General features: G+C 38.3%; 17 protein-coding genes and 1 other annotated feature. Of the genes, 2 read left to right on the plus strand and 15 right to left on the minus strand.

Going from position 1 to position 16,187, the window contains the following annotated elements; genetic code table 11:
* Positions 1–19: 19 nt before the first annotated feature.
* From mnmH to trpE, 8 genes are all read right to left on the minus strand, one after another.
* Positions 20–1,099, minus strand: a complete 1,080-nt coding sequence (gene mnmH / locus AB7942_RS19495) for a tRNA 2-selenouridine(34) synthase MnmH (RefSeq protein ID WP_369448155.1) — start codon at positions 1,097–1,099, stop codon at positions 20–22.
* A 343-nt stretch (positions 1,100–1,442) separates the two neighbouring features.
* The gene (gene trpA, locus AB7942_RS19500) at positions 1,443–2,228 is read right to left on the minus strand and encodes a tryptophan synthase subunit alpha (RefSeq protein ID WP_369448156.1); all 786 of its coding nucleotides are present in this window, start codon (positions 2,226–2,228) and stop codon (positions 1,443–1,445) included.
* A 3-nt stretch (positions 2,229–2,231) separates the two neighbouring features.
* Positions 2,232–3,431: a tryptophan synthase subunit beta gene (gene trpB / locus AB7942_RS19505; protein WP_369448157.1), complete on the minus strand. Its 1,200-nt coding sequence runs from the start codon at positions 3,429–3,431 to the stop codon at positions 2,232–2,234.
* 5 nt (positions 3,432–3,436) lie between these two features.
* Positions 3,437–4,054 carry a phosphoribosylanthranilate isomerase gene (locus tag AB7942_RS19510; RefSeq protein WP_335713118.1) on the minus strand — a complete coding sequence of 206 codons (618 nt, stop codon included), beginning with the start codon at positions 4,052–4,054 and terminating at the stop codon, positions 3,437–3,439.
* Complete coding sequence (gene trpC, locus AB7942_RS19515; RefSeq protein WP_369448158.1) at positions 4,051–4,842, minus strand: indole-3-glycerol phosphate synthase TrpC; 792 nt, start codon at positions 4,840–4,842, stop codon at positions 4,051–4,053. Before trpC ends, AB7942_RS19510 begins: the two co-directional genes overlap by 4 nt.
* Positions 4,843–5,871 (minus strand): anthranilate phosphoribosyltransferase, encoded by a 1,029-nt coding sequence (gene trpD, locus AB7942_RS19520; RefSeq protein WP_369448159.1) that lies wholly within the window; start codon positions 5,869–5,871, stop codon positions 4,843–4,845. It lies immediately after the preceding gene.
* The gene (locus AB7942_RS19525) at positions 5,843–6,454 is read right to left on the minus strand and encodes an anthranilate synthase component II (protein WP_369448160.1); all 612 of its coding nucleotides are present in this window, start codon (positions 6,452–6,454) and stop codon (positions 5,843–5,845) included. The genes trpD and AB7942_RS19525 overlap by 29 nt, the downstream gene beginning before the upstream one ends.
* A complete protein-coding gene (trpE, locus tag AB7942_RS19530; RefSeq protein ID WP_369448161.1) occupies positions 6,451–7,842 on the minus strand; it encodes an anthranilate synthase component I in 1,392 nt (463 codons plus the stop codon). The genes AB7942_RS19525 and trpE overlap by 4 nt, the downstream gene beginning before the upstream one ends.
* 60 nt (positions 7,843–7,902) lie before the next feature.
* Positions 7,903–8,153, minus strand: a binding site (T-box leader).
* 181 nt (positions 8,154–8,334) lie between these two features.
* Here trpE and bcbE point away from each other — a divergent pair.
* Positions 8,335–9,621, plus strand: a complete 1,287-nt coding sequence (gene bcbE, locus AB7942_RS19535; protein ID WP_369448162.1) for a bacillibactin exporter BcbE — start codon at positions 8,335–8,337, stop codon at positions 9,619–9,621.
* A gap of 28 nt (positions 9,622–9,649) precedes the next feature.
* Here bcbE and AB7942_RS19540 read toward each other — a convergent pair whose 3' ends face one another.
* The 4 genes from AB7942_RS19540 to AB7942_RS19555 form a co-directional block, all read right to left on the minus strand.
* Positions 9,650–11,512: a PTS fructose transporter subunit IIABC gene (locus AB7942_RS19540; RefSeq protein WP_369448163.1), complete on the minus strand. Its 1,863-nt coding sequence runs from the start codon at positions 11,510–11,512 to the stop codon at positions 9,650–9,652.
* A gap of 13 nt (positions 11,513–11,525) precedes the next feature.
* Positions 11,526–12,440: a 1-phosphofructokinase gene (pfkB, locus tag AB7942_RS19545; protein ID WP_369448164.1), complete on the minus strand. Its 915-nt coding sequence runs from the start codon at positions 12,438–12,440 to the stop codon at positions 11,526–11,528.
* Positions 12,437–13,189 (minus strand): DeoR/GlpR family DNA-binding transcription regulator, encoded by a 753-nt coding sequence (locus AB7942_RS19550; RefSeq protein WP_369448165.1) that lies wholly within the window; start codon positions 13,187–13,189, stop codon positions 12,437–12,439. The genes pfkB and AB7942_RS19550 overlap by 4 nt, the downstream gene beginning before the upstream one ends.
* A gap of 238 nt (positions 13,190–13,427) precedes the next feature.
* Complete coding sequence (locus tag AB7942_RS19555; RefSeq protein ID WP_369448166.1) at positions 13,428–13,583, minus strand: hypothetical protein; 156 nt, start codon at positions 13,581–13,583, stop codon at positions 13,428–13,430.
* 280 nt (positions 13,584–13,863) lie between these two features.
* Here AB7942_RS19555 and AB7942_RS19560 point away from each other — a divergent pair, with 280 nt between their 5' ends.
* Complete coding sequence (locus tag AB7942_RS19560; RefSeq protein ID WP_088090517.1) at positions 13,864–14,157, plus strand: DUF6509 family protein; 294 nt, start codon at positions 13,864–13,866, stop codon at positions 14,155–14,157.
* A 43-nt stretch (positions 14,158–14,200) separates the two neighbouring features.
* Here AB7942_RS19560 and AB7942_RS19565 read toward each other — a convergent pair whose 3' ends face one another.
* The 3 genes from AB7942_RS19565 to AB7942_RS19575 all read right to left on the minus strand — a co-directional run bounded on the left by AB7942_RS19565 (position 14,201) and on the right by AB7942_RS19575 (position 16,083).
* Positions 14,201–14,404, minus strand: a complete 204-nt coding sequence (locus AB7942_RS19565) for a cold-shock protein (protein ID WP_179195903.1) — start codon at positions 14,402–14,404, stop codon at positions 14,201–14,203.
* 187 nt (positions 14,405–14,591) lie between these two features.
* Entirely contained in the window at positions 14,592–14,792 is a 201-nt protein-coding gene (gene cspD / locus AB7942_RS19570) for a cold-shock protein CspD (protein ID WP_088088644.1), read from the minus strand.
* A 325-nt stretch (positions 14,793–15,117) separates the two neighbouring features.
* On the minus strand, positions 15,118–16,083 hold the full coding sequence (locus AB7942_RS19575) for a nucleoside hydrolase (RefSeq protein ID WP_369448167.1): 966 nt from the start codon (positions 16,081–16,083) through the stop codon (positions 15,118–15,120).
* Positions 16,084–16,187 lie beyond the last annotated feature (104 nt).

Here is a 16,187-nt window from a genome sequence, read left to right on the forward strand (position 1 = left end):
CGATTGGAAATGATCTAAATTAAAGTTGGTTATTTAACTCTCTAATAGGCCGAAAGCCTAACCCATTAAGTTTTGAAGCAATTTTGTCTGCTGCATCAACAGGGTGATCTGCAGATATTTCAAAGAATTCCCCTTCATACTCTTGTTTTGCATGGTCATAGCGTGGATCATAATAATGTTCAAGTAAAATTCGAATCATATCAGGATAATTACGATCTGTTAACATTTGGATGAGCGATTTTTTAATGTCTGGATCTTTAACACGTCTTAACACCTTTTCAATACCATCAGAAATCTTTTCGAAGTACCAGTGTTCTTCCTTATATGGCTGCACATACTCGGCGACAAGATGCTTTACCCGTTGATCAATGGGGGTGTTGAGATTGACGTTAATACCTTGCATTTTTTTATCCATTAATTGTTCAGTTTGGACAGCTTTTCCAATTCTTTTGCTTTCCGCTTCAACCAGAAAATAATCAGCATCTTGTATTTCTTGAAGACCTTTAAATAGAAGGGAGTCAAATGTTTTTTGGTTATGACCGTCACCAAGACCAATCGTTCCAAATATCGAACCGCGATGGCCCGCCATCTCTTCAAGGTCTAAGATCGGATATCCCTTCTTTTTCAATATCTTTAAGACCTCTGTTTTACCAACACCGGTCAGTCCGTGGAGGACGATTGCTTTGTTAGGAAGCATTGTCGGCAATTGTTCAAGAATATAGTGGCGGTATGCTTTATAACCTCCTACGAGTCGCCAAGAATAAATTCCGGCAAACTCTAAAAACGTAACCACTGCCTTACTTCGCATTCCACCACGCCAGCAATGGATAATAAGTTCCGTATTGTCTGAAACGTATTTTTTTATTGTTTGAAGGAGTTCAGGAATTTTAGGCGAGACAATTTCCATTGCCTTCCATTTCGCAATTGCCGACCCTTCTTGTTTGTAAATGGTTCCGATTACTTGTCGCTCCACATTTGTAAATAAGGGAACATTGATTGCTCCCGGAATTGCGCCATCTTTAAACTCGATCGGTGAGCGTATATCAATGATTACTGGGTTCTTTATCGTAAAAAGTTCTTCAACCGTCATGTCCTTCATTAATCTACGCTCCTTGTAAAAGTAATATTATCCGAAAAATAGTCATATCTAATGAAAACAAACAAAACTTCCACAACGGGAAGTTTCAGAAAAGTATACATCATGGAAATTTATTTTCTTAATAAAGTATAAACACCATTATACAGGATTTATCACTAGCTTTCAAGAAGCTGGGAATTACTGCTTGTTGTCAATATTTTTTCTACTTGTGAAATGGTGTACCTGTTAAAGTTTCAATAACAATTCCGTAAACTAAATTATATAAATTTAGAGGACTCACTCAGTAACAAATGACACTAACTATTAAAAAGTCTACTCTCACCATCGAGAGTAGACTTTTTACCTATACGATCTTTGATTTTGGTTTGAAGACTGACATCAACTGTTCCATCTCGAGCAAATTTTCACTATTAAATAAATCGACAATTTTACTGCCGACAATAACTCCATCACAGTATTTTGTTAGGTCAGTTATTTGATCTTGATTTGAAATGCCGAAGCCAGCCAAGACGGGAATTGGACTTACATCTTTTACAGATTTTAAAAATTGATTCAATTCCGAATCATATTCATTTCTTACCCCTGTAATCCCCTTAATTGTAACCGTGTATAAAAATCCCTTGCCCTTGCTTGAAATCTTTTTGATTCGCTCCATTGGTGTTGTCAGTGTTACGAGGCGAATCAACTCAATTTCTGCTTTCTCAAGTTGTAGCGTAATGATTTCCTCTTCTTCTATTGGCAAATCGGGAATAATACATCCATCCACACCAGCAAGACGAATATCTCGGACAAATTCATCGATTCCATAGGAATAAATGGGATTTAAGTAGGTCATGAGGAGGATTGGAACTGACACATCCTTTCTTGCTTTTCCTAGTTCTGCAATAATCCCCTTTAAGGTTGTTCCATTTTCAAGTGCCCTTATTCCAGCTCGTTGAATAGTTGGTCCATCAGCCACAGGGTCTGAAAACGGAACCCCAACTTCAATCGCGGTTGCACCAAATTTCTCCAACAGTGTTAGACGTTCAACCAAACATTCTAGCCCACCATCCCCGGCCATTATGTAGGGAACAAAAGCTTTTGTATTATTTTCTTTTAATGCCGTAAAAGTTTTTTCAAAACGGTTCATTTCTTATTTCTCCTCTCTCAGCCGTGTTTTCACGGTATCTACATCTTTATCTCCGCGCCCTGAAAGGCAAACTACAATCTTTTTTGAATCGTCCATTTCAGCGGCAAGCTTCACTGCAAAGGCTATTGCGTGAGCGCTTTCTAGCGCTGGGATGATTCCTTCAAGCTTGGATAAGAGCTGAAATGCCTCCAGTGCTTCTTTATCGGTAATCGATTGATATGATGCTCGACCAATGTCATGCAAATAGCTGTGTTCCGGTCCTACGCCTGGATAATCAAGACCTGCCGAGATGGAATGGGCTTCTTGAACTTGACCATCTTGATCTTGTAATAGATACATTAGTGCGCCATGTAGTACACCAGGACTTCCCTTTGTTAAGGAAGCCGCATGATACTCTGTATCTACACCCTGTCCAGCAGCTTCCACGCCATAGAGACTAACCATCTCATCCTCGATAAAAGGATGGAACATCCCCATCGCATTGCTCCCGCCGCCAATACAGGCAACCACTGCATCCGGAAGCGCCCCTTCGCTTAATTGGAATTGTTGTTTTGTTTCCTTACCAATAACACTTTGAAAATCTCTGACCATTTGCGGAAATGGATGTGGTCCCATTACAGATCCTAATAGATAGTGGGTATCATCTACATTTTCAACCCAGTATCTTAAGGCTTCGTTTACGGCATCTTTTAATGTTGCACTACCAGATGTAACACTGACGACCTTTGCACCCAGCAATTCCATTCGAAAAACATTTAGTGCCTGCCTTTTGATGTCCTCCTCACCCATAAACACGATACAATCAAGATTTAATAAGGCACAAACGGTTGCCGTTGCTACACCATGCTGACCTGCACCGGTTTCAGCTACAATTTTCTTCTTTCCCATACGTACCGCTAGTAGTGCCTGCCCAATCGCATTGTTAATTTTATGGGCGCCAGTATGGTTTAAATCTTCTCTTTTTAGAAAAATCTTAGCCCCGCCCGCGTGTTTCGTCAGGTTATCTGCATAATACAATGGGGTTTCTCTACCCACATAGTCTTTTAACAATTTTCGAATTTCCGCTTGAAAGGAAGGATCCTTTTTGGCGCTTTCATAGGCTTCACCAAGTTCAATTACTGCTTTCATTAATGTTTCTGGGACAAATCTTCCCCCGAAAATGCCGAAGTGGCCTTTCTCATTTGGCAATGTATATGTGTTCATTCCCTTTACCTCCCTACAGGTGTGCTTTTGGCTTTTTCTATAAATGTTTGAATCTTTCTTAAATCCTTTTTCCCATCGGTTTCTACCCCTGAGCTAACATCCACCATATATGGCCTAATAATTTTTATCGCTTCTTCAACATTGTCTGCATGCAAGCCACCAGCTAGGATGACTTTTTGGCTATTAATCAAGTGAGGATTGACCTCATTCCAATTAAATACCGTTCCATTTCCGCCTCTGTATTTTCCTTTGGGACTGTCGAGTAAAATAAAGTCACTTGGAAAATCAGCCAATTCTTCTAAGCTTTCATTCCCTTGAAAACTGATTGACTTAATGACAGGCAAGGAAAGCGATTCACTGAATGATGCTGTTTCATCTCCATGTAATTGGATATGTGTCAGACCCACAGTGGAAGCGATTCTTTCGATATCATCTTTTGTTTCATTAACAAAAACACCGATCTTAAACACCTCTTTAGGTATCTTAGCAATTATCTCACGTGCTTTCTCAATCGAGATCCTGCGCTTACTATCTGCAAAGACAAACCCAATAGCATCAGCACCATATTGGGCCGCCGCAACCCCTGTTTCGACATCAGTAATTCCACAAATTTTTACTTTCATCTATTTACACCTTCATTAAGCGGCAAGCGAAAGTCTAAAAAGGATTGTTTCACATTTGCACTTTTCATTAATGCTTCTCCCACTAAAATCCCATTCGCTCCTGCATTTCTAACACGTGCTACATCCTCTTGGTGATGGATCCCGCTTTCACTAATGAGATACGCACCAGTGCTTTTTACAATGGAAGCTAATGTCTCTGTCACCTCAAGCGAAACATGAAAGGTTTTTAAGTCGCGATTATTTACTCCAATCAGCTTTGCACCTGTCTTAAGTGCACTCTCCAATTCCTTCTGATTATGAACCTCCACCAGTACCTCCAAGCCTAAGTTCTTAGCATATTGAAGGAGTTCAACCAATCTCTGATCGTCTAATGCAGCTACAATCAGTAAAATGATATCCGCCCCATTGGAAGAAGCATGATTTATTTGCAATTCATCAATGATAAAGTCTTTACAGAGAATCGGCAGATTTACCTTGCTCCGAACAGCTCTTAAATCGGAGAAAGAGCCCTTAAAAAAGGTTTGGTCTGTTAGTACAGAAATAGCAGAAGCGCCATATTCTTCATATATCCCCGCCTGAAAGGAAGGCTCAATCATGTTATTAATGATTCCTTTTGAAGGAGATGCTCGCTTAAATTCAGATATAATCGATATTTGTTCTGCTGTTTTCAGTTTTTGAATTAAAGATCTTTTCGGCTGATTTGTACCTTCGAGTAGTTGGTTTCCCTCTCGAAGGAAGAGAACTTCTTTTTTCTTTTGGTCAATGATTTTATCTAAGATTGTTGCCACTTATATCGCCTCTTTCTGACCCGCTGCTTGAGATTTTTCAATCAAAGTAGTTAATTTTTCATAAGCAGCACCAGAGTCAATGATTTCTTTCGCAACATTGATCCCATCCTGAATGGAGTTTGCTTTACCTGCTGTATAAATTCCTAGTCCGGAATTAAGTAAAACCGTATCACGGTAAGCACCTTTTTCCCCTTTTAACACATTAATTAATATTTCAGCATTTTCCTTGGAGTCTCCACCCTTAATACAGCTGTTATCATATTGTGGGAGATTGACTTCTTCTGGGAGGAATGATTGATTAGCAATTTTCCCATCTTCTAAAATGGTTAAATAATTTTCCCCCTGAAGTGATGCTTCATCCATGAAACCTGCACCATTAATAACAATAGCCCGCTTGCGTTCTAACTTCAAAAGAACTTCAGCAAACACATTCAATAAATCTCTCCGATACACACCCAACAATTGATAGTCCAACTCAATCGGATTGGTTAGTGGTCCGATAAAGTTAAATATGGTTGGGATCTTCAATTGTTTTCGAACTGTCATGACTTTCTTTAACTTTGGATGAACGTTTGGTGCGAATAAGAAGGATAATCCTATTTCCTGAAGAATTTCTTCTGTTCTTTCTGCGGAAAGATTTAAATGGATTCCTAAGTATTCCAGCACGTCCGCACTGCCCGTTTTGCTCGAAACACTTCGATTGCCATGCTTGGCAACAGGAATTCCAGCACCAGCAATAACAAAAGCAGACGTAGTACTCACATTAAAACTGGAGGATCCGTCCCCTCCTGTTCCACAATTATCAAGAACGCCTGAAAATTTCTCATTAAATTTCAGCGTATTTGCCTTCATCGCTTTTACAATCCCCGTAATTTCTTCAACTGTTTCTCCTTTAGATTTCAAGCCCATTAAAAAGGCAGCAATTTCAGATTCGGAAACCTCCTCACCCAAAATGAAATGCACGGCTTCTTTCATCTGGTTTTCAGAAAATGATTCACGTTCAGCTAATTGGAGTAAATAATTCTTCACTTTTATTCATCCTTTCTATCTCATTTAAAAAGTTTTTTAGGATTTGTTTACCTGATGGAGTACCAATCGACTCCGGATGAAACTGAAGACCGAAAACGGGATATTGACGATGTTTTATGGCCATGATTTCCTGGTCATCATCAGAATGAGCAATGCACTCAAGTTCCTCCGGAATACTACTCTTCTCAATAATTAATGAATGATACCGCATCACTTCTAATGGGTTGGGAAGACCGTTAAATAATCCATCGCTCCGATGTGAAATCAATGATGTTTTACCATGTTTGATAAGGGCTGCTCTGTGAATCTCCCCACCGAAAGCTGCACCAATGGCTTGATGGCCGAGACAGATTCCTAAAATAGGGATTTTATTAAAAAACGTTTGAATTAACTCGATACAAATTCCTGCATCCTCTGGCTTCCCTGGTCCCGGGGAAAGAATAATGGCTGTAGGATTTAAATCTCTGATTTGGTCCATGCTTAATTGGTTATTTCGTAAAACCGTAATTTGTTCACCTAATTCCCCTAGATACTGATAAAGGTTGTATGTGAACGAGTCAAAATTATCAATCAGTAAAATCATTTCTCACCCTCCAAGAAAGAATTAAGTTTATTTATTGTCTCTTGATATTCGGACTCTGGATTTGAGTCATAAACGATACCAGCCCCTGCCTGTATATATGCTGAACCCTCTTTTAAAATCATCGTTCGGATGGCAAGGGCAAAATCCATATTTCCGTCTGCTGATAAATACCCAACAGCCCCTGAATATAACCCTCGTTTTGATTTTTCCAAGGAGTTAATAATTTCCATTGCCCGAACCTTCGGGGCTCCTGAAACAGTCCCAGCGGGCAGGCAGGCCGCGAGAGCATCTATTGCTGTTTTATCAGCATTTAAATGCCCGCTTACTTCAGAGACAAGATGCATCACATGCCGGTATTTTTCTACCGCCATATACTTATCTACTTGAACGGAACCAAAATCGCAGATCTTGCCAAGATCATTTCTGCCAAGGTCAACAAGCATCTTATGCTCAGCAAGTTCTTTTTCATCATTTTTTAATTCTTTTTCAATCAACAAATCTTCATCGTTTGTTTTCCCACGTCTTTTGGTCCCTGCAATTGGGTTTGAAATAACTGTGTTGGCTCTTGTTTTAATTAAACTTTCAGGGGATGATCCAATGACGGTATAAGCATCAAAATCAATATAAAACATATAAGGAGTAGGATTATTCGCACGATGTTTACGATATAGCGATAATGGTTCTCCGTTAAATGTTGATTTCATTCGTCTCGAAAGGACTACTTGAAATATATCACCTGCTAAAATATGCTCCTTCGCCATTTCTACATTTTTGATAAAGGCTTCTTTGTTTGTTTCGGATTCAAACCCTGAGAAATAAAATGGCTCCTCTGCTGGGTAGAAGGTAGGCTGCTTTAGCTCCTCTATCCTTTGATTGATTCTCTTTTCAATTAAAGCGTTATCGCTCTCCTTGACTAAAGGACAACCACAAATCAAGACCTTGTCTTCAAGATGATCAAAGACAATAACTTCTTCATAAAACATTAAGTGAACATCCGGCATTTCCATTCCGTTTGAAAATTCATCTCCAATTACTTCATATTGCCTGATAATGTCATACCCCACGTACCCGACCGCTCCTCCAATAAATGGAAAGGGAAACATCTCTTCATAGCTCATTGGCGGCATAAGTTTTTTTAATACTTCGAGAGGGTTGCCTTTTAAAACTTTCTTTTCTCCATTCCGCTGAATAATCTCATTATTATCCCCCTTCGAAATAAGTTCGAAAGCTGGGTCTGCACCAATAAAGGAATATCGCCCAGAGTCATTGTACTTATGAGAACTTTCCAATAAGAACTTCTTTTTCCCGCTAATTTTTTGTAATATGGAGATTGGTGTAAGCATGTCTCCTTCGATCTCGTTTATGATATAACTAGGTTTAATTATCATGTTTCGACTCCTTTCTAAATAAAAAAAAATCGTCCTCTATATGCGCAATTAATTACGCATATAGAGGACGATTCTATGGTCGTGGTGCCACCTCCGTTTGAAGCAGTGGATAAAACCTGCTTCCTCTTCAGATACGGAACAATCCGTTCGATATCCTATCCTTTTAACGGTGGAGTTCCGTGCATCCCTACTCTTACTTCAAGATGCCTCTCACAAGTCCATTCCACAAATCCTTTCTTATCGGGCTCCCACCTACCCCGACTCTCTTGGAAGAAATAAATTAGTGTACTCCTCTTGCTCAACGAGTTAAGTATTAAAATTTAGTGTTTGTTTGACTTTTATCCTACGCAAATTCCAAGTGAAAGTCAAGTGAAAGATTTAGAAAATTTCAAATCAATCCTCTTCCATTTAAAGGATGCCCTAACTAGGGTTTTTTGAGGTGATTAAGCGAATAGTAATAGTAGCAAATCATGAAGGCGGGATTGAAGATTAATGGAACATATTGAACATTTAAGCCAAAATCCAAAAGCTGTAAAAAAGAAACAATCTGCAGCCGGACAAAAGCGGTCCAATGAGATATCTAATCAAAAGTGGGCAATCGTCTCACTGTCTTCCATTCCTTTAGTCATGACATTGGGAAATTCAATGTTAATACCAGTACTACCTTCAATGGAAAAAAAATTATCAATTACATCTTTTCAAACGAGTATGATTATTACTGTTTATTCGATTGTCGCCATTTTTTTAATACCTGTCGCAGGATACCTATCAGACCATATTGGTCGAAAAAAGGTCATTATCCCCAGTCTCATCATCGCCGGAATTGGCGGTTTAATTTCAGGATTTGCCTCATGGAAACTTGATGACGCCTATTGGATTATTTTAGCTGGCAGAGCACTGCAAGGGGTCGGAGCAGCAGGGGCGGCTCCTATTGTCATGCCATTGGTTGGTGATATGTTTAAAAACGAAGATGATGTCAGTTGTTGTTTGGGTCTAATTGAAACATCCAATACGTTTGGGAAAGTATTAAGTCCTATTTTAGGGGCTTTTCTAGCGGGATTCATATGGTTTTTGCCGTTTTTTTCATTCCCTGTATTTTGTGCCGTTTCCGTTGTGTTGATCATATTTCTGGTCAAATGTCCAAAAACAACCGAGAAACCAATTCCTTTCAAAGAGTTTTTCATCAACGTGAAAAAAACCTTTACTGAAAAGGGCCGTTGGCTATACGGTATCTTTTTTATTGGTGGAATACTCATGCTAGTCCTTTTTGGGATTTTGTTTTATCTTTCGGAAATTTTTGAAAAAGAATACAACATTAAGGATATTAAAAAGGGATTTTTTCTTGCATTACCACTAGGAGCACTTTGCCTATCATCGTTTATAAGCGGTAAGGTGATTAAGAAAAATAAAATATTGATGAAATGGATCACGTTTGCCGGAATACTCGCAACAGCCTTATCCATTGGTGCACTATGGTTTTCGATTAAGCTTTGGTACATGATTACCATGTTTCTTATTAGCGGAATTGGAATCGGTGCAGGCCTTCCATGTCTAGACGCTTTAATTACCGAAGGCGTTGAAAAAGAAGAAAGAGGAACCATTTCATCAATTTATAGTTCCATGAGGTTTATTGGAGTTGCTGCTGGACCTCCGATTATTGCATTGTTATTAAAGCATGCGATCCATTGGATTTTTATCCTCTTAGGCAGTCTAAGTATCATTGCTGCACTTGTCGCATTAATGGCCATAAAACCCAATGCACAAGGACAAAAGAGCTGAGGAATCCCTCAGCTCTTTCATTTTGTAATTATTTCACTGGTTTTTTTAAGAAACCGATTAATAGTGCTGATACAACTGATCCAACTAAAATAGCTAGTGCGTAAAGAAGGGCACCATTTTCAACCAATGGGACTACAAATATTCCACCGTGTGGTGCACGGAGACCAATTCCGAACGCCATTGAAAGTGCACCTGCGATGGCTGAACCTGCCATAACGGAAGGAATGACACGCAAGGGGTCTGCTGCGGCAAATGGGATTGCCCCTTCGGTAATGAAGGATAAGCCCATTACATAACAAGCTTTACCAGCATCTCTGTCTTGGTCATTAAATTTATTTTTGAAGAATGTCGTTGCAAGAGCAATTGCTAATGGCGGAACCATACCAGCGGCCATAATTGCTGCCATTGGCTCATAGACACCACTTGCTAATAAGCCGGTTCCAAATACATAGGCTGCTTTATTCACTGGACCACCCATATCAAAGGACATCATCAGTCCAAGCACAATCCCTAATAGAACAGCATTACCCGTTCCAAGTCCTGTCAACCAATCCGCAATTGTTCCATTAAGCCAGGCAACTGGTTTATTCACTACATAAAGCATAATGAATCCTGTAATGGCAATTCCAAAAAGAGGGTATAGTAAAATACTCTTAATACCTTCTAAAGATCTAGGCAGTCCTGCAAATACTTTTTTCAAAAGAAGGACAACATAACCTGCTAGAAAACCCGCGACTAACCCGCCAAGGAATCCTGCTCCGCCACTTGCCGCCATCATACCGCCAACCATACCCGGAGCAAAACCTGGACGGTCTGCAATACTAAGGGCAATAAATCCTGCAAGAACAGGTACAATAAGCCCAAATGCGTTGCCGCCGCCAATCGTCATTAATGCTTCCGAAATTGGATTATAGGTAGCATCATCCGGTTTAAATGAGTTATAACCAAACATAAAACAAATCGCGATTAAAATCCCGCCGCCGACAACAAACGGAAGCATGTTGGAAACACCATTCATTAGGTGCTTATAAAAGCCTGTACGTGACCCTTTTTGATCAGATCCCTTTTCACTTTGTCCGCCATTTCCTCGAAAAATAGGTGCATCCTGCTTTAGCGCTTTGTCAATTAATTCTTCTGGGCGACGAATTCCTTCTGCTACTGCTGCTTGAATGACATGCTTGCCGTTGAATCGTTCCATTTCCACGTTGATATCTGCAGCAATAATGACTGCTGTTGCATTTTCAATTTCTTCCTTGGTCAGAATATTTTTTGCGCCGCCAGAACCATTGGTTTCAACCTTTATATCTACACCCATTTCAGATGCTTTGGCTTTTAAGGAGTCGGCGGCCATATAGGTATGTGCAATACCAGTTGGACATCCTGTAACAGCAACAATTGAATTCTTTTTACTTATTGTTACTGTTTCTTGTTTTTCTTCTTTATCATTTCGGTTAATGGTGTCAATGATTTCTTCAGGAGTGGTTGCCTTTAGAAGATCGTATCGGACTTCCGCTTTCATTAACAAACCAGAGAGTCGAGCTAATGCTTCTAAATGTGTATTATTCGCACCATCTGGAGCAGCAATCATAAAAAATAGATGTGCCGGTTTACCGTCCAATGATTCATAATCAACACCTGCAGCTGATTTACCAAAGACAATAGCGGCTTCTTTCACTACTTTTGTTTTAGCATGCGGGATTGCGATCCCATCCCCAATTCCAGTTGTACTTTGCTCTTCACGCTTTAGGATCGCTGCTTTAAATTCAGTACGATCCGATATTTTCCCCGCATTAAAAAGAACATCAACCAGCTGATTAATCGTGGCTTCTTTTTGATTGCCTTCAATATTTAAAAGAATCGTATTTTTTGATAACAATTCAGTAATTTTCATGGTTTTCTCTCCCTTAACGGATCTCTTTTATATGAACTTGTGGAAGGAGTTCTTCTACTTTTTCCTTAGTACATAAACCTAGTGAAAAGGCTGTTGCACTACCTGATGCCACACTGTAACGAAATGCTTCTTCAATATTTCTGGTCCGCACGTAGGCAGCCAGGAAACCAGCGACCATGGAGTCCCCTGCCCCAACTGAATTTTTCACTTCCCCTTTTGGAACTTCCGCAAAAAGTGTCATTTCGCTATTTATCAGTACCGCTCCTGCGCCTGCAAGAGAAATAATTACATTTTTCGCTCCCATATCCACGAGTCTTTTGCCATATGGGATGACTTCAGCTGGGCTAGCAATGGTGGTGTCAAATAATTCCCCCAGTTCATGATGATTCGGTTTGATTAAAAATGGGCTATAAGGAAGAACCTTTTTTAATAAATCACCTTCAGCATCAACAACAAATTCTGCTCCACTTTCACTGCAAATTTTCACTAATTCCTCATAGGTTGTTTTAGGTAAGCTAGCGGGGATACTTCCAGCTAGGACTAATAGATCATCTGCTCCTAAGTGGTGAATTTTTTGTTTAAGACGCTTGAAGTTTTGTTCTGAAATATTTGGACCGATAGCATTAATTTCTGACTCTTGACTGGTCTTAATCTTTACATTGATTCGAGTATCTTCATCAACCTGAACAAAGTCTGTATCAATTTTTTCATTATGAAGATATTGCTCAATATAAGCTCCAGTAAAACCACCAATAAATCCAAGTGCCTTACTTTTGGTACCAAATTGGTTTAATACCGTTGAGACATTTATCCCTTTTCCACCAGGAAACTTCGCCTCATTTATTGTTCGATTTAATTCTCCTAGCTGAAAGCTCTCTAATTTGACTATATAGTCAACTGACGGGTTTAAAGTTAATGTATATATCATGATGTCACTACCTTTATAGTTGTTCTATTTACGTATTGCTTCTGTGTTTCGTCATCTACATCATTAGTGATAATAGTTGCTTCATGGATATCGGCAATTTTGGCAAATGAGATTTCAGAAAACTTTGTATTATCTGCTAAAACATAGGTTTCTCTTGAAAGAGAAATTGCTTTTTGCTTCACCATTGCTTCCTCCTGGTCTGGAGTTGTAAATCCAAATTGTGGATGGATGCCATTAACACCTATGAAACATTTATCAAAACGGTAGAGGTCTAAGCCTACGAAGGCTCCCCTTCCGATGAAAGCATTTGTATTCGGCTTCGCCAAACCGCCAATTAAATAGGTCGATATGCCTTTTTCTAATAGTGGCTTTAAATGCATTAATCCATTCGTGACAACAACGATTTCCTTTAATGGCAGGAATTCAATCATTTCAATCACAGTGGACCCAGCATCAAGATAAATACAATCACCTTCCTCCACTAAATTCGCTGCAAATTGAGCAACCAATCGTTTTTCTTGAAGGTTTTTGGAGGATTTCTCAATCATACTTGGCTCTTGAAGTTTCCCCTGTAATCTTGAGGCACCTCCATGGATCCTCTTTAGAAATTTTTGGTCTTCTAGCAAAGAGAGGTCTCTTCGAATTGTTGACTCCGAAGACTCGGTTAACTCCATAATTTCATTGATTTTAATAACATTCTTATCTTTTAACAATTGTAGTATGATTCGATGACGTTCTGGTGTTAACAAGTAATCACCACCTATTTTTTTATTCTTCTTAAGTACATAATACTGAAAACGATTGCAAAAATCAATCATTTTCTTTCAAAATCATTCATAAAATGAATGATTTTGAACGTTATTTGAATTTTCTTCTCCACCTTACATATTCTTTCAAAAAACACGATGTTTTATCGTGTTTATATTAATATAAAAACCGCCAGAAATAATTTCTGGCGGTTTTTGCAGGTTCCTTATTGATAAGGACTTAACCATTCAGGGTCCCTATTAATACATAGAGGACATTTCTCCCTTGCAAACTGAAAGGTACCAAAAATAGCAAATGGAGGAGCTGATAATATTTTTTCCTTGATAAGAAAAACGGCTGTAACTGAATATGTATTGGCACTGTCGTTTTTGTCATCAATTCTCTCTCCTTATTTGTGAAACAATTCACATGGATATTTATAACCTGTTACCCACTTTTCCTATAAACCCATTTGTTTTTTTACAAATATATCTTACCTTATTTCTGTAATATAATAATCCCATTTATGGAATTATTCACATTTATTTCAAATTGATTTGAAATAATTATGTAAAATTAACACTATTCGAGAAAAATATTAATAACAGTGCTACTTCTAGTTTTTCTTGTTGATTTAAATATGTGTATAATAATTAGTATGAATAATTTGAAGAGGATGATACACTTGAACATTACTGGACACTCAGTTGAAAAATTGGAAGATCCATTCGGTTTATTATCAGGTGACCGATATGAGTTTTTCTTAGATCTTGATGTAGATGAAGAGGATGAGCTTTATTCGGATAAAGGAATTGGCCTAAGGGCCATTTTCGTCAGCGACGAAAATGGTGACAAAATAACCAACTTTTATCTTTATGAACAAGGGAGCGAAAAGGTGCTTGACTTTGATCTGGAAGAGGATGAAGAAGAACTGGTACTTGCCTATTGTAAAGATAACGCAAAAGAATAATAAAAAGGCAGGGAGAAATGAAACCTCCCTGCCGACAATTTGATCACATAAAATTCTTACTATGATTGTGAATTACTTGCAATTCTTTAGTACTTTCAGTCATTTCACTTTTGCAGATCGGACATAGTGGCACATCAGTGCTTTTAAAATTGTCGCGAATCCAGCATTTACAAGTCTCTGAACTACATACCCAAATTTTAGTTTCTTCTAATTTGATTTCCTCATCATTTTTTCTACCAAACGCCAAAACGATCACCCCTTGTAATTAGTGCATGACTGTTTTAAATACTTAGTTTGCTAGCTAAATAATATGGAAAATATCAAATACATCATTTAGCAGTATCCTGTTGACTTTAAAACCATTCTAATTGTGTATAAATCATATATATAAAAGGTGATGCTTAATCATGGTGCATCACCTTTTTTTAAAAGAATTAAACTGTTTTAACGTTAGAAGCTTGTGGTCCGCGAGCGCCTTCAACGATTTCAAAAGAAACTGATTGACCCTCTTCTAAAGTTTTGAAGCCTTCTGATTGGATAGCTGAGAAGTGTACGAATACGTCTTGACCGCCTTCAGCTTCAATAAATCCAAATCCTTTTTCTGCATTAAACCATTTAACTTTACCGTTGTTCATGGAAAAACCCCCAAAATATAGTTCACTTTTAATTTATCCTACATTTAAAAAAATAAAAAAGACGCACTAACACGTTTGGGCAATAGACATCACCCACATTTTCGTGCAGTTACGACTACTTAAACCAATAAATATTTAACTAACTTAAAAGCGTACCTTTATTTTATCTCATTTCGGCTATTCAGTCAACAAAATTTCAAAAACTAGGAAATTCAGAGAATATATATCAGTTAAAAATATAATAGTTTCCTATCACTAACCAGCAATCAGATTTTTTACGTTGGGGGTGAATTGTATTCCAAGAGCAATGAACCCCAAATTGAGTTCATAGGTCTTTTTTGAAATTACCTTGTAAAAATATTTCCATGAAATTGACGACAAATTTCTGTATATCCGCTTCCATGCCAATGTAATCAAGAGTATTAACCGGTTCTTTATCAGGTTTTGGTCGAAAATCAGCGATGCTTTTGCCTTTGGCATTACCAAATTCCTCCACTCTTACTCTTCTCGGGATATATTCTACGAAACCCGGTTCCGTTAATGCCATTAACGGGACCACATCATGTAGTGGTGCACCTTTAATTCCCGGCACATTCTTCTGATAGGCTTTATAGTAATAATCAAAGGCTGGTTTTAATAATGGTTTAAAGGGTGTCGGGCTATTTTTGCTAAGGAAGTCAATAATATCAGGAGTAATGAGTGCTTTATTCGTTATGTTTAGAGGAAAAAGATGAATATTATGAGCTTTTTCCATAACGGTATCTGCCGCAATTGGATCCACATAAAAATTCGCCTCAGCTTCAGAAGAAATATTTCCAGGGACCAAAAAAGCCCCTCCCATAATATAAAATGAGTTTACTCCCTTTAATGCGTCATTCCCATATAAGATAAACATCAATGCTAACTCAGTCAATCTTCCGACAGAAACAATCACAAGGTTTCCTTTATATTGAGTAACAATTTCAAGAATTTTGTTAATATCATAAACTTTTACATTCTGGATCGTATCTGGCGGCTTGATTGGTCCTAATCCCTCTTTGCCATGTATCTCAGGGTAAAACACTATTGATTCACCTGATATTGGTCCTGCTGCACCTGCTATGATTGGAATATCTTCTCTCCCACCTAAAGTTAACAGGTAAGCTGTATTCTTAACCGATTTTTCTTTCGGTGTATTTCCATAACCACTGACAATACCAACTAGGTTTATTTTCGGATTAAGTAAGGCATACATTATGGCAAACGAATCATCGATACCAGGATCAGCAATCATGAGCACATTATAAGCCATAGCCTCTCCTCCATTTTTCCAATTTTCGATATTTATTAAAATTATGCAAAGAAAATGGTTGAAAGAACATGAAAAACCGACCCGAGGGAATTCGAATCGGTCGT

The organism is Neobacillus sp. BF23-41, assembly GCF_041106275.1.

Bases quoted from the DNA above. Each gene is read 5' to 3' on its own strand.
- mnmH (WP_369448155.1), bottom strand. From the start codon at position 1,099: ATGAAGGACATGACGGTTGAAGAACTTTTTACGATAAAGAACCCAGTA.
- trpA (WP_369448156.1), bottom strand. From the start codon at position 2,228: ATGAACCGTTTTGAAAAAACTTTTACGGCATTAAAAGAAAATAATACA.
- trpB (WP_369448157.1), bottom strand. From the start codon at position 3,431: ATGAACACATATACATTGCCAAATGAGAAAGGCCACTTCGGCATTTTC.
- AB7942_RS19510 (WP_335713118.1), bottom strand. From the start codon at position 4,054: ATGAAAGTAAAAATTTGTGGAATTACTGATGTCGAAACAGGGGTTGCG.
- AB7942_RS19525 (WP_369448160.1), bottom strand. From the start codon at position 6,454: ATGATTTTACTGATTGATAATTTTGACTCGTTCACATACAACCTTTAT.
- trpE (WP_369448161.1), bottom strand. From the start codon at position 7,842: ATGATAATTAAACCTAGTTATATCATAAACGAGATCGAAGGAGACATG.
- bcbE (WP_369448162.1), top strand. From the start codon at position 8,335: ATGGAACATATTGAACATTTAAGCCAAAATCCAAAAGCTGTAAAAAAG.
- AB7942_RS19540 (WP_369448163.1), bottom strand. From the start codon at position 11,512: ATGAAAATTACTGAATTGTTATCAAAAAATACGATTCTTTTAAATATT.
- pfkB (WP_369448164.1), bottom strand. From the start codon at position 12,440: ATGATATATACATTAACTTTAAACCCGTCAGTTGACTATATAGTCAAA.
- AB7942_RS19555 (WP_369448166.1), bottom strand. From the start codon at position 13,583: ATGACAAAAACGACAGTGCCAATACATATTCAGTTACAGCCGTTTTTC.
- AB7942_RS19560 (WP_088090517.1), top strand. From the start codon at position 13,864: ATGATACACTTGAACATTACTGGACACTCAGTTGAAAAATTGGAAGAT.
- cspD (WP_088088644.1), bottom strand. From the start codon at position 14,792: ATGAACAACGGTAAAGTTAAATGGTTTAATGCAGAAAAAGGATTTGGA.
- AB7942_RS19575 (WP_369448167.1), bottom strand. From the start codon at position 16,083: ATGGCTTATAATGTGCTCATGATTGCTGATCCTGGTATCGATGATTCG.